This window comes from Methylobacterium frigidaeris, assembly GCF_022179185.1.
Lineage (GTDB): Bacteria > Pseudomonadota > Alphaproteobacteria > Rhizobiales > Beijerinckiaceae > Methylobacterium > Methylobacterium frigidaeris.
Window position 1 is genome coordinate 231493 of record NZ_BPQJ01000002.1, and the last position, 12770, is coordinate 244262.

The following is a 12770-nucleotide window of genomic DNA, read 5'->3' on the forward strand; positions in this document are numbered from 1 at the left end:
TCATCGTCCGTACGGGTAACAGCGGCCGCGGTCGAGCGGGATGCCGAGACGCTCAGCCAGCACCCGGATCGCCTCGGCATGCTCGACGTAAGGGTCGCGGTTGCCGAGTCCGACGATGATCGGGCAGCCCGCCCCCCACGGCACCATGGCGGTGGCGAGCCCGTTGCCCTCCGGGTCGCGCAGGGTGAAGAAGCGCGGCATGGTCCGGCGCAAATGCGCCTTGAGGCCGATCTGCTGCTCGATGAAGGGGCCGGAGGGCGGGACATACGAGGCTTCGGCGCGGCTCTGCGCCTGACGGAAGTGCTTCTCGACGGCGTGACCCATCAGCGCCGATTCCTGGATCGCCTCCGCCTCGGTCTCGATCTGGAACCAGGTCTTTCCGCCCGTGACGTCGCAGACATAGTCCATCGCTCACCTCGGCGGCCTGTCCGGGCCGTGGCCCTATTCCTCCAATGTAAGCTCGAACAGGCTGGTTTTGAAGCGCCGGCGCGGCCCTAAGCCCTTGCGACACCGCCCGTGTGACACCGCCCATGTAACACTTGGCGACGCGACGACACAGCTTCCTGCAGCAGCATCGGCGCGACGGGAGTGTCGCGAGGGGCGATCAGCCCTGTTGCAGTGCCGCCCGGCCCTGCGCGGTGATGCGCCAGGCGGCTGAGGCGCTGCCGGGACGCGAGCCGGGCTCCTCGCCCAGGAACAGCAGATGGCCGTCATTCTCCAGGGCGCAGAGCCGGCTGTGGTCGCCGGGCCATCCCCGGTCGGGCTCGCGCTGGAGCGTGATGCAGCCCTCCTCGGTGAGGGCGGCGCGGCTCAGGAGGCGGCGGCGGTGATCGATCATCGCGTCGGATCCTTCCGGTTGTTGCAGCCATGGTGTTGCGGACATGCGCACGCGGCCCGGCGCCGGAGCGGCGGACGGCAGGACGCGGGAGCAGCGTCCGGATGCACACGAGTCGCCCACGCCGGCGATCATGATCGGGGGCACGAGCAATGCCGGCGCCGCCCTCCGGCGGCACGGGAGACGTATGACGCCGCCCTTCGTCGGGCGGCGACGCGGCCCGGGATACGCGCTGCGTGTGGGCCGGCAAGGCCAAGCTTAGCAGCTGAGCCCCGGGATGCAACCCGGATGGTTTCGAGATCGTATCCAGCTGCCGGAGTCGCGACTCCTACGGGGGGACGGGAAGCATGCGGCCTGCAACGGGGCGGCCGGGAAGAGCGACGGCAAGATCATGAGAGCTTCGGATTCGACCGCACGAAGGCGGCGGCATGCCATTCTCTCAGGACCTTGGAGCCGTTCACATCCCGGGCGCTCCGAGAATGGATGACGGCGTCACCTGACCCTCGGCGTCATCGTCGATCGGGCGACGACCGCCGCCCCGGCCCCTCTCCGGAGGATCAGCCCAGGCCCATGAGGAGCCGGCCGGCCTGCTCCCACCCGCCGAGAAGCTCGGCTCCCGCACAGGCGAGGCCCACCGTCAGCAAGGCGATCCAGGATGCGATATGGCCGACCGCCTCGAGCGGGCGCCAGCCGTAATGACGGAGCTGTGAGTACATGGCTGGGTCACTGCACCGCAATGGTTAACGATTGGTTAGCACGGCCTCGGGGTCGAGGAGCGCGGCGCGCAAGGCGCCCGGTCCGGTCGGTGCGGGAATCGCCCATGGAGGCCCGCGCTTCCTCTTCCTCCGGGCAGACCGACGCGACCCGTAAGATGGCCGAGAGGGTCCGCGTCGCGGGACTCGCGCATGATCGATGTCGACGGGACTTCCTCTGACGTCGTGGCCGTCCTCGACCACGACCGGAGGTGCCCATGATGTCACGACGTGAAGACAGGCGCACTCACTCCACGCCTCGGAGCCGTTCCGTTCGGATGGACGATCATTCGTCTGTCAGACGGATGGTGCCGCTGGGGAGGATTGAACTCCCGACCTCATCATTACCAATGATGCGCTCTACCACTGAGCTACAACGGCGCGCCGGTGCCGCGCTGCCCTCCCGGACCGGGACCGGACAGCCTTCAGACACACCGAGCGAAATCTCTGACTCTTACGGTGAAGGATGGTGCCGCTGGGGAGGATTGAACTCCCGACCTCATCATTACCAATGATGCGCTCTACCACTGAGCTACAACGGCCCGTCGGCGCCGCTCGTCCCATCCGCGGCCTCGTGGCCGGGCGGTTCGTGGTGCGCCGAAGACGAGCGGGGGATAGCGGATCGCCCGGCGCATTGCAACAGCCTCGCGGCCAGGAATCGCGGCCAGGAATAGCGGCCAGGAATCGTTGCCAAAAATCGCCTCCGAGAGTCGCCCCCGGTCGGACCGTGCCGCGCGGCCCGGCTCCCGATCCCTGGCCCGCACCTTGCTTGAGCCTCGCGCAAGGGGAGCCGCCGAGGGAAGCGCGCGTGGACATCGAACTCGTCAGCCTGACCAAGCGCTACGGCGACACCGTCGCGGTCGATGGGATCAACCTGAAGATCCGCTCGGGCTCGTATTGCTGCCTGCTCGGGCCGTCCGGCTGCGGCAAGACCACGACGCTCCGGATGATCGCCGGGCACGAAACCGTGTCGTCGGGCGACGTGGTGATCGGTCCGAAGGCGGTCGGCGACCTGCCGCCGGCCGCCCGCGGCACCGCCATGATGTTCCAGAGCTACGCGCTGTTCCCCCACCTCACCTGCCGCGACAACGTCGCCTTCGGGCTCAAGATGCGGGGCATACCGAAGGCGGAGCGCGTGAAGCGCGCCGAGGCGATGCTGGCGCTCGTCCAGATGGACAAGCTCGCCGGGCGCCTGCCGGCGCAGCTCTCGGGCGGGCAGCAGCAGCGCGTCGCGCTCGCCCGCGCCCTCGTCACCGGTCCGAAGGTGCTGCTCCTCGACGAGCCGCTCTCCGCCCTCGATCCGTTCCTGCGGGTGCGCATGCGCACCGAGCTGAAGCGCCTGCAGGGCGAGCTCGGCATCACCTTCGTGCACGTCACCCACAGCCAGGAGGAGGCGATGGCCCTCTCCGACCTCGTGGTGGTGATGAATGGCGGCCGCATCGAGCAGGCGGCCGATCCCCGCACGGTGTTCGAGCGGCCGGCCACCGCCTTCGTCGCCCGCTTCATCGGCGGCCACAACGTCATCGCGCTGCCGGACCGGCGCATCGCCGTGCGGGCCGACCGGATGCGGCTCGGCTCCGAGGCCGGTCCGGAGGCCCCGAGCGCCCGGGTGGTCGCGGTCGAGTACCAGGGCAGCACCGTCCATGTGAGCCTCGAGGCGCCGGACCTCGCCACCGAGCCCGGCGCGCCGCTCACCGCGATCCTGAGCGACCACGCCTATGCCGGCCACCCCCTCGCCCTCGGAGACACGGTGCGGGTGGGCTGGCCGGCGAACGAGGCCCACCGCCTCGACGCCTGACCACGACCTGAAGAAGAGGGAGACTTCGACGTGACCGATTCCAAGACGCCCCACTCCAAGACGCCCCACTCCAAGACCCCCCGCCTGTCACGCCGCACGCTGCTGCAGGGCGCCGGCGCCGCGGCCGGCCTCGCCGCCGGCTCCGGCGCCATCACGGGCTTCCCGGCGATCATCGCCGCCGAACCGGTGACGCTGCGCTACCTCGGCACCGCCGTGAACCAGAGCGGCGACATCGCCCGCAAGGTGAAGGAGGATCTCGGCATCACGATCGAGTACATCCCGGTCGTGACCGACGAGGTGTCGAAGCGCGTCGTCACCCAGCCGAACTCGTTCGACATCGTCGATTCGGAGTATTTCAGCCTCAAGAAGCTGATGCCGTCCGGCAACCTGATGGGCATGGACTCGCGCCGGATCAAGAACGCCGACAAGATCACGCCGGTCTTCACCAAGGGTGAAGTGGCGGGCAAGAAGATCGGCGACCAGGGCACGGCGCCCAAGAAGGTGTTCTACCTCGAGGGCCAGAACTCGACCAAGTTCGCCACCTCGCCGACCGAGTGGATCACCCTGATCCCCACCACCTACAACGCCGACACGCTCGGCATCCGGCCCGACCTGATCAAGCGCCCGATCACGAGCTGGAAGGAGCTGCTGAACCCCGAATTCAAGGGCAAGGCCTCGATCCTCAACATCCCGTCGATCGGCATCATGGACGCCGCGATGGTGGTGGAGGCCACCGGCGACTACACCTATCCCGACAAGGGCAACATGACGAAGGCCGAGATCGACCGCACCATGAAGGTGCTGATCGAGGCCAAGCGCGCCGGCCAGTTCCGCGCGTTCTGGCAGGACTTCAACGAATCCGTGAACCTGATGGCGTCGGGCGAGACGGTGATCCAGTCGATGTGGTCGCCGGCCGTCACCAAGGTGCGCTCGCAGGGCGTCGCCTGCACCTACCAGCCGCTGAAGGAGGGCTACCGCGCCTGGGCCACCGGCTTCGGCCTGCCCAAGACTCTGACCGGGAAGAAGCTCGACGCTGCCTACGATTTCATCAATTGGTTCCTGTCTGGCTGGGCCGGTGCCTATTTGAATCGCCAGGGCTACTACTCGGCGGTGCTCGAGACGGCAAAAGCCAACATGGAGCCCTACGAATGGGCATTCTGGATGGAGGGCAAGCCGGCCGAGAAGGACATCAAGGCTCCGGATGGCACCATCATGGAGAAGGCCGGCGCGGTGCGTGACGGCGGCTCGTTCGAGCAGCGCATGGGCGCCGTCGCCTGCTGGAACTCGGTGATGGACGAGAACACCTACATGGTGCGCAAGTGGAACGAGTTCATCGCCGCATGAGCACGGTCGCGGCCCCTGCTCTCCCGGAGGCGGCGCAAGCCGCCTCCACCCTCCCGGGCCTCGCCGTGGAGACGCGCCGCCAGCGCCGCCTCGCCTACTGGCAGGCGATGCCGCTGGGGCTGGTCTTCCTCGCGTTCTTCCTGGTGCCGCTGACGCTCACGCTGGTCGTCAGCTTCTGGGAGTACAACGAGTACGAGATCATCCCGGCCTTCACCCTGCAGAACTATGCCGACGTGTTCGAGGGCTGCCTGTCGGGCGGCGATCTCTGCACCACCTTCCGGACGTACCTGTCGACGCTGAAGTTCTGCCTGCTCGGCTGGGCCGCGACGCTGACGATCGGCTTCACGGTGGCCTATTTCGTCGCCTTCCACGTCCGCTCGACGGCGATGCAGACGGTGCTGTTCCTGATCTGCACCATCCCGTTCTGGACCTCGAACGTGATCCGGATGATCGCCTGGATCCCGCTGCTCGGCCGCAACGGCCTCGTCAACGACACGCTGATGAGCCTCGGCCTGATCCGCACCCCGATCGAGGGGCTGCTCTACTCCGATTTCTCTGTCGTGCTGGCCTTCATCCACCTCGATACGGTGTTCATGATCGTGCCGATCTTCAACTCGATGATGCGGATCGATCGTTCGCTGATCGAGGCGGCGACGGATGCCGGCGCCACGCCCTGGCAGACCCTGTGGAACGTCATCGTGCCCCTGTGCAAGCCCGGCATCGCCATCGGGTCGATCTTCGTCCTGACCCTGATCATGGGCGACTTCGTCACCGTGGGCGTGATGGGCGGGCAGCAGATCGCCTCGGTCGGCAAGGTGATCCAGGTGCAGATGGCCTACCTGCAATTCCCCGCCGCCGCCGCCAACGCGGTGGTGCTGCTCGGCGCCGTGATGGTGCTGATCGCCGCGCTCACCCGCCTGATCGACCTGCGCCGGGAGCTCTAGAGAGATGCGCCGCGACGGGCCTCGTCCCTTCTCGTTCTACGTGCTGGCAGCCTTCTTCGGGCTGTTCGTGCTCTTCCTCTACGGGCCGACCCTGACGATCCTGGTGCTCAGCTTCCAGGGCCCGCAGGGCGGCCTCACCTTCCCGATGAACGGGGTCTCGACCTTCTGGTTCTCGCGCCTCTGGGCCGGGCTCGGCGTGGTCGACATCTGGGCGGCGTTCCGGCGCTCGCTGGCGCTGGGCCTCGTGGTGATGGGTCTCACCGTCACCATCGCGTTCTTCGCCGGGCTCGCCTTCCGCAAGGGCTTTCGGGGGCAGACGCCGCTGTTCTACGCCGCGGTGGCGAGCCTGATCGTGCCCTCGATCGTGGTGTCGCTCGGCATCGGCCTCGAGTTCCGGCTGATCGACGAGGGCATCAAGGCCCTGGCCGCCCGGACCGGCTGGGGATTCCTCCAGGACCACGGCACCGTGATGGGACTGTTCACGTCGGCGCTCGGCGCCCACCTGACCTGGACCCTGCCCTTCGGCCTCCTCATCATGTTCGCGGTGTTCAACCGCTTCAACCCGGCCTACGAGGAGGCCGCCCGCGATCTCGGCGCCACGGGGCCGCAATCCCTGCGCCACGTCGTGGTGCCGATCATCCTGCCGTCCCTCGTCGGCGTGGCCCTGTTCGGCTTCACCCTGTCCTGGGACGAGCTCGCCCGCACCAGCCAGGCGATCGGCGGGCGCAACACCCTGCCGCTGGAACTGCAAGGCCTCACTACCACCGTGACGACGCCGGAGATCTACGCGCTCGGCACCGTCACCACCGGCGTCTCGCTCCTCGTCATCGGGCTCGCCTTCGGCAGCTTCCTCGCGATCCAGCGCCGCCGCGCCCGGCGGGTGACGCTGCCGGGGACCTGAGCACGCTCAATCGGTCGTGCGCACCGTCCAGGTCGCCCGGCGGATGCCCTCGGCCGCGCCCAGGCGCGCGATCACCGCGTCGATCTCCTCCGGCTCGATCGCGGTGCTGACCAGGGTGGCGACCACCTCGACATCGTCCTCGCCGCGCTCCTCGACATCGACCTCGCTCACCGGGTAATGGGCCGCCTCCAGGCGCTCGACCAGGAGGTCGCGGACCTCCGAGAGGCGGTCGGTGTCGGTGGTGGCACGGACCTCGTAGGTGGCCTCCGCGTCGCGCTCGTCGATCGGGATGCGGTTGATGGCGTTGACGAGAGGCCGCAGCAGGGTGTTGCCGGCGAGCACCGCGACGGTGACGAGCGCGGCCTCCGCCGCGAGATCGACCCCCGACAGGGCACCGACGGCGGCCGAGCACCACAAGGTCGCGGCGGTGTTGAGGCCGCGGACGTTCATGCCCTCCTTCATGATCACGCCGGCACCCAGGAAGCCGACGCCCGAGACCACGTAGGCGACGATGCGGATCGCGCCATCGGCGTGGCCAATGCGCATGCCGAGATCGGTGAAGGCCGCCGCTCCCACGGCCACCAGCACGTTGGTGCGCAGGCCCGCCGTGCGCTGCCGGTACTGGCGCTCCGCCCCGATCAGCGTGCCGAGCACGAAGGCGCAGACGAGGCTCAGGACCGAGTTGAGGAATTCGCCGGCCTGGAAAGCCTGGATGATCGCCATCGCGACGCGCCGCCCGTGAGGGGGGCGCGGGCCCGACGCCCGCGCCGAAACCCCGAGCCTATAGCGGGGTCGTGTGACGGCCGGATAGCGGAGGGGTCAGGACGCCGCCTTCGGGTCCGGAGCCTTGGCCTGAGTCCTGGAGTGCGGAGCTTTGGACGTCGCGGCTTTGGGCTCCGGGTTCTTGCTCGCCGCCTTCACCTTGGCCTTGCGGGCTTTCGCGCCCTCGGCCCCGGCGGCGCGGATCAGGGCGGCGAGCCCGGCCTCGGTCACCGCCTCGGCCGCCTCCGGCACGCTGAACCAGCGGCACTCGCGCTCGTTCTGCTCGGGCCAGGTCTTGAGCTGCTTGCGCACCTCCAGGCGGAAGACCTGGACCTGGCACAGCACCGCGTCGCGGCTCTTCAGGCGCTTGTGGTAGAAATAGCTGCCGAGTGCCCGCCGGCCGACGCGGCCGATCAGGCCGGCTTCCTCGTAGGCCTCGCGGGCGGCGGCCTCGTAGTTCTTCAGGCCCTTCATCGGCCAGCCCTTGGGCACCACCCAGCGCCGGGTCTCGCGGGAGGTGATGAGCATGACCTGGAGGGCGCCGCCGGGCCCGGAGCGGACCGGCAGCACGGCGACCTGCCGGCGCGGCTCGCCGCTGCGCTCCGACCAGCCGGTCAGGAGACCCGCCAGGGACCTCAGGCTCTTCATGATCCGGCGCGGTCCGCGGCGGAACGGCGTCCCGGGCGACAGGGGGGACGGGACGGGCGAAAGCTGGAGCAGGTCACGGATGTCACGTCGCGGCGCACTCGCTGGTCCGGTCTCGAGCGACGAGCCCGAGAGTCCCCCCTGGGAAAGATCCTTTGAAGGATAGATCCTTCGGGCGCGCTCCGCGGTCCGGACTCCCTCGCGGCGGACGACGCACCTCTTCCGTCCCTTTAAGCGGGGTGAGCCGCGGCACTCAAGCAGGATTTGTTAACCGGCAAAACAATCGCCGCGCCGGCTGCCGGCGTCAGGCCTCGCTACCGAGGGTGGCGATGAGGGTGTCGAGGCGGGCGCGCAGCTCGGCGATCTCGCTCTCGGACATTTTCAGGGTGTCGACCACGGAGCGGCGCACCGCGACCGCCTCGTCCTGCAGGGCCTGGCCCTCCTCGGTCAGGCTGATCTCGACCTCGCGCTCGTCGGCCTGCCGCCGGGTGCGGCGCACGAAGCCAGCCGCCTCGAGGCGCTTGAGCACCGGGGTCAGCGTGCCGGAATCGAGACGCAGGCGCCGGCCGATATCGGAGACTGTCAGCCCGTCATTCTCCCACAGCACGATCAGCACGAGGTACTGCGGATAGGTGAGGCCCAGCCGCTCGAGCAGCGGTCGGTAGCACTTCGTCATGCGGTGGGAGGCCGCGTAGAGCGCGTAGCAGAGCTGATTGTCGAGCCGCAACGCTTCCACGCCTGACAGGACAGGCTCGAGAGAGTTCATATGCACACCATACCGACAGCACCCGGGCGCCGCCCTCGCCGCAGGATCCTCATGCCGTCAGCCTAACACGCCGGACGGACCACCGAAATCCACGCGAATGCGTTCGATGGTGAACGATCATCTCTCGAATGGGCCTCCGCCCGCAACAGCATAAGATGGGCGACTGGATCGCGGCCGCCCAAAACGTCAGCGTCGGCCGTCCAGCGGCGGGCGGGTGCGGCGCTCGACCAGGGGCCGGCCGGCCCGGCGCTCGACGATCACCGTGCGCGGGCCGCGCAGGCCGCTGCCGGTACTGATGATCCGCTCCGGCGCGCGCTCGGTCTTCGGCTTGGCAGCCTGCGCCTTGGCGGCCTGGAGCACGTGCGGGCGCACCTCGTCGGGAGGCAGGCCGATCAGGCCCGCGGCGATCTCGACCTGCTGCTCGATGTCGTCGGCGAGATCCTGCGCCGCGGCCACCGCCTCGGAGACGGTGGGGGGCTCCTTGCGCACCCGGATCGGCGGCAGGTTGCGGGGCTTGTCGGTCGGCTTCTTCACGGGGCGGCTCATCATCATGCGGCTGAGCATAGCGCGGGCTTCGCGATTGTTGCAGTGCAACACGCGCATGTCCAACCCGGCGCCGCTGGAATGGTTGCGCGAGCCTCACGGTTAGCCCACGCTGGCGCCAGGGGAATTCGGCCCGCTCCCGCGCTCCGGCGGGATATCGGGCATAAGGTCGCACCGTGACGCGGCGGCCGGCTTGCCCGGGCCCGACGCGCCTGAGACACTGAGGCCGTCATGACCGATCTCCCCCGCCTCGACCCGCGCCTGACCCCCGCCCGGTCCGACCTCGCCGACGAGCGCCTGCGCGGGCAGGTCGAGGCGGCGCGCTACGTCGCCGGCCGGTCGCACCGGATCGCCGTACCCGTCGCGCCCCTGCGGCGCGCGCCCGATCCGGCCGCCGGCCTCGACAGCGAGGCGCTGTTCGGCGAGGCCGCCACGGTCTACGAGCTGCGCGATGGCTGGGCCTTCGCGCAGCTCGCGGCCGACGGCTATGTCGGTTACCTCCCGGCCGAGGCGCTCGGGCCCGTCGATCCGATCCCCACCCACCGGGTCGCGGCCTTGCGCACCTTCCTCTACCCCGCCGCCGACCTGAAGCGCCCGGCCCTCGGCGCGCTCAGCCTCGGCGCCCGGGTGGCGGTAGCGGCGCGGGAGGGCGCCTATGCGCGCCTCGCCGACGGGCGCTTCGTCTGGGCCGGGCATCTCGCCTTCCTCGACGCGGTCGAGCCGGACGTCGCCGCGACGGCCTGGCGCTTCCTCGGCACGCCCTATCTCTGGGGCGGGCGCAGCAGCCTCGGGCTCGATTGCTCCGGCCTGGTGCAGACGGCGCTCGCCGAGGCCGGGATCCCGGCTCCCCGCGACAGCGACCAGCAGGAGGCGGCCCTCGGCGAGGCGGTGGCGCTCTCCCCCGATCTCGCCGGCCTGCGGCGCGGCGACCTGGTGTTCTGGCGCGGCCATGTCGGGATGATGCTGGACGAGAGCCGGCTGATCCACGCCAACGGGCACCACATGGCGGTGGCGGTCGAGCCCCTGGCCGAGGCCGAGGCGCGCATCCGCGCCGGCCGGACCGGGCCGGGCACCGGAGACGGGGCGATCCGCACGGTCCGGCGCCTGGCGACCGCCGCCTGACGGTGCTACCGGGCGGTTCGGCGCGGCGACAGCCTCGGCAACCCTGGGGCAGGTCCGCCCGGCGGGACGGACATGGCGCGCGTGAATCCGTGGACATCTGACGGGATCTTGGCCGTGTGCGATTGTCTATGCCTCGCGCCGGCCATAACCGGTTGTAGAATGGGGCCGACGCCCCTCGTCTCGAGTCCTGAGGACACCTGCCCCCGATGCTGACCGGTTCGGCCATCACCCGCGCCCTCGTCATCGTCGTGCTGGCGGCCGGCCTCGCCGGGCTGTGGCAGTTCTTCATGCCGCGCACCACCGGTCCGCACGTCTCCGAGCCGCCCAAGCGGGCCGAGACCGGGCGGAGTGCGCCGCCACCCGCGCCGACGAGCGATGCCGGGGATCCGGTGCGCTCGGTCTATCCCGGCCCGCGCCCGGCCGACCCGCCGGTGCAGCGCCCGCCAGCGGTGGCGGAGGCGCCCCCGGTCGCCAGCCCCGCTCCTGCACCGGTCCCCGCGCCGGTCCCGACTCCCGCGCCCTCCCCTCCCCCGGTCTTCACCCCGGCAGCCCCGTCGGCGCCGCTGCCGCCGGTCGACACGACCGAGAGCGCCGAGCCGCCGCCCGCGACCGGCACGGTCGACCTCAACACCGCGAGCCTCGCGGAGCTGAACGGCCTGCGCGGCGGCGGCATGATCGGCCGGGCGATCATCGCCAAGCGGCCCTACACGTCGCCGAGCGACCTCCTGTCGAAGCGGGTGCTGAGCCGGGCGACGTATGAGAAGATCAAGGATCAGGTGACCGTGCGATAGCCGGCACCTTCCTCAGGGAGACATTCGCCCGGCAGCCGCTTCAGCTTGTCGGGATTGCGCGTCACATAGATGGCGGCGATCCGGTCGTCTTGAACGTGCAAGGCCGTCACCTGCACGATGCCACCCGCCTCCACGGTGAGGAAGCCCGGCAAACCGTCGATGACCGCGTAACGCATGAGTCGCGATGGAAAGCGCGCGAAATCGCCCGCCATTGCCGCATGGCGCCCCAGCACCGCATCGATGCCGATCAGTGGCGTCAATGATGCCGGAACCTTGCCGCCCCCGTCGGCACAGGCAACTACATCCTCGGCCAGCATGGCGCGGAGAGCACTCATGTCGCCGTTGCGCGATGCCGCGAAGAACGCAGTGGCCATCTTGAGACCGTGCTCCTTGCTCACGGCGAAGCGCGGGCGCTCCTGCCGAAGATGGGTCCGCGCCCGACTGGCGAGCTGACGGCAAGCGGCAGGTTTCCGATCGATGGCCTGTGCCACCTCCGGAAAATCGAGGCCGAATACATCGTGCAACAGGAAGGCAGCGCGCTCCAACGGCGACAGCCGTTCCAGCGCGATCATCAGCGGCAGGGTGATGTCGTCGGCCGGATCGGCATCCTCGGGATCGAAGATCGGGTCCGGCAGCCACGGGCCGATATAAGTCTCGCGGCGACGGCGGGCCGACTTCAACTGATTGAGGCTGAGGCGCGTGACGACGACACGCAGGAATGCGGCCGGCTCGCGCACCGACACGGGATCTGCCGCCAACCAGCGCGAATAAGCGTCCTGCACCACGTCCTCCGCGTCCGCGACCGACCCCAGCATCCGGTAGGCGAGTTGGATCAAGCGCGGGCGAAGCTCTTGCAGGTAGGGATCGGAACCGGCGGTCATGCTCGGACTATGCGCCCGCCGGGTGCCGGCCGCGAACGAAGTCGCGCGTGACCCGTGCGACACGCGTCCCCAGATATCGAGCGGTGGCGAGATCGGCTTCGGGGGCGTCCTGTCCGGACCTTCATCGGTGTTCGACTGTGCCGCGGCGCCGATCCAGAAGCCCAGCCGGTTCAAGTCCTCGTCCGAGCCGGAGGTCGAATTATTGGCGGGTGGCAGATCAAGGCTGACCCAATGCATGCCATGTTGCGCAGCGAACAGAACCATCTGCAGGAGCGTCGACAGTTTGTCGCCGGCCCGCGCCCCGGAATTGGTGAACCCGGCGGCGATCTTGTCCTTCCAGAGATAGCCTCCAGCCATCATGACTTTTGAGGTCGCCTCCTGGAAGGCTTTGAACGATGCCGAGGCCGAGCCCATGTAGGTCGGCGCGCCGAAAATGATCGCATGCGCGGCGTGGAGATCATCCCAGCGCTGCTGCGCTTCCTCGACAGGAAGGAGCAAAGGGCTGGAGCCGGCGGCCCGCACTCCCTCCGCCACCGCCCGGGCCTGCCGTGCGGTGTGTCCATAGCCGCTATGATAGACGATCGCGACGCGGATACCGTCTTCCGTCCGCGCGCCATGGTGGCCGCGTTCTTCGATGATGTGCATCATACCCTCGTGCTCGGATGCATCCGGAAGGCATGACCACT

At 69.4% G+C, this 12770-nt stretch carries 13 protein-coding genes, 2 tRNA genes and 2 pseudogenes; 6 read left to right on the forward strand and 11 right to left on the reverse strand.

Features of this window, described 5'->3' with window-relative positions; translation table 11 throughout:
• The 5 genes from MFF64_RS02970 to MFF64_RS02990 form a co-directional block, all read right to left on the reverse strand.
• Positions 1-408 (reverse strand): hypothetical protein, encoded by a 408-nt coding sequence (locus MFF64_RS02970; protein WP_099899681.1) that lies wholly within the window; start codon positions 406-408, stop codon positions 1-3.
• 196 nt (positions 409-604) lie between these two features.
• Positions 605-838 (reverse strand): hypothetical protein, encoded by a 234-nt coding sequence (locus tag MFF64_RS02975; RefSeq protein WP_099899683.1) that lies wholly within the window; start codon positions 836-838, stop codon positions 605-607.
• Between the two features lie 554 nt (positions 839-1392).
• Positions 1393-1551: a hypothetical protein gene (locus MFF64_RS02980; protein ID WP_165795519.1), complete on the reverse strand. Its 159-nt coding sequence runs from the start codon at positions 1549-1551 to the stop codon at positions 1393-1395.
• 342 nt (positions 1552-1893) lie between these two features.
• Positions 1894-1968: transfer RNA gene (locus MFF64_RS02985), tRNA-Thr, on the reverse strand.
• 86 nt (positions 1969-2054) lie between these two features.
• A tRNA-Thr gene (locus tag MFF64_RS02990) sits at positions 2055-2129 on the reverse strand.
• A 266-nt stretch (positions 2130-2395) separates the two neighbouring features.
• Here MFF64_RS02990 and MFF64_RS02995 point away from each other — a divergent pair.
• Genes MFF64_RS02995 through MFF64_RS03010 form a run of 4 tightly spaced genes read left to right on the forward strand, consistent with a single transcriptional unit; the run spans position 2396 to position 6574 of the window.
• Complete coding sequence (locus tag MFF64_RS02995) at positions 2396-3385, forward strand: ABC transporter ATP-binding protein (RefSeq protein WP_099905239.1); 990 nt, start codon at positions 2396-2398, stop codon at positions 3383-3385.
• A 30-nt stretch (positions 3386-3415) separates the two neighbouring features.
• Positions 3416-4729, forward strand: a complete 1314-nt coding sequence (locus tag MFF64_RS03000) for an ABC transporter substrate-binding protein (RefSeq protein WP_099905237.1) — start codon at positions 3416-3418, stop codon at positions 4727-4729.
• Positions 4726-5673 (forward strand): ABC transporter permease, encoded by a 948-nt coding sequence (locus MFF64_RS03005; protein WP_099905235.1) that lies wholly within the window; start codon positions 4726-4728, stop codon positions 5671-5673. Before MFF64_RS03000 ends, MFF64_RS03005 begins: the two co-directional genes overlap by 4 nt.
• Positions 5674-5677: 4 nt before the next feature.
• Positions 5678-6574, forward strand: coding sequence for an ABC transporter permease (locus tag MFF64_RS03010; protein WP_099905233.1), 897 nt, complete (start codon positions 5678-5680; stop codon positions 6572-6574).
• A 6-nt stretch (positions 6575-6580) separates the two neighbouring features.
• Here MFF64_RS03010 and MFF64_RS03015 read toward each other — a convergent pair whose 3' ends face one another.
• From MFF64_RS03015 to MFF64_RS03030, 4 genes and pseudogenes are all read right to left on the reverse strand, one after another.
• Complete coding sequence (locus MFF64_RS03015) at positions 6581-7297, reverse strand: MgtC/SapB family protein (RefSeq protein WP_099905231.1); 717 nt, start codon at positions 7295-7297, stop codon at positions 6581-6583.
• A 207-nt stretch (positions 7298-7504) separates the two neighbouring features.
• Positions 7505-7984: pseudogene (locus tag MFF64_RS03020) on the reverse strand (NUDIX hydrolase); the annotation flags it as partial.
• A gap of 301 nt (positions 7985-8285) precedes the next feature.
• Positions 8286-8747, reverse strand: a complete 462-nt coding sequence (locus tag MFF64_RS03025) for a MarR family winged helix-turn-helix transcriptional regulator (RefSeq protein WP_099903139.1) — start codon at positions 8745-8747, stop codon at positions 8286-8288.
• Between the two features lie 186 nt (positions 8748-8933).
• The gene (locus MFF64_RS03030; RefSeq protein WP_099903143.1) at positions 8934-9299 is read right to left on the reverse strand and encodes a hypothetical protein; all 366 of its coding nucleotides are present in this window, start codon (positions 9297-9299) and stop codon (positions 8934-8936) included.
• Positions 9300-9521: 222 nt separating this feature from the next.
• Between MFF64_RS03030 and MFF64_RS03035 the strand changes: the two genes are divergently transcribed.
• Together MFF64_RS03035 and MFF64_RS03040 are read left to right on the forward strand one after the other, a co-directional pair.
• A complete protein-coding gene (locus tag MFF64_RS03035) occupies positions 9522-10412 on the forward strand; it encodes a C40 family peptidase (protein WP_099903141.1) in 891 nt (296 codons plus the stop codon).
• 206 nt (positions 10413-10618) lie between these two features.
• Positions 10619-11203 (forward strand): ComEA family DNA-binding protein, encoded by a 585-nt coding sequence (locus MFF64_RS03040; RefSeq protein ID WP_238189514.1) that lies wholly within the window; start codon positions 10619-10621, stop codon positions 11201-11203.
• On the opposite strand, the gene MFF64_RS03045 is transcribed toward MFF64_RS03040, so the two are convergent.
• Complete coding sequence (locus MFF64_RS03045) at positions 11185-12084, reverse strand: sigma-70 family RNA polymerase sigma factor (RefSeq protein ID WP_238189611.1); 900 nt, start codon at positions 12082-12084, stop codon at positions 11185-11187. The two genes, MFF64_RS03040 and MFF64_RS03045, sit on opposite strands and share 19 nt — an antisense overlap.
• Positions 12085-12375: 291 nt before the next feature.
• A pseudogene (locus MFF64_RS03050) lies at positions 12376-12732 on the reverse strand (flavodoxin family protein); the annotation flags it as partial.
• Positions 12733-12770: the final 38 nt, after the last annotated feature.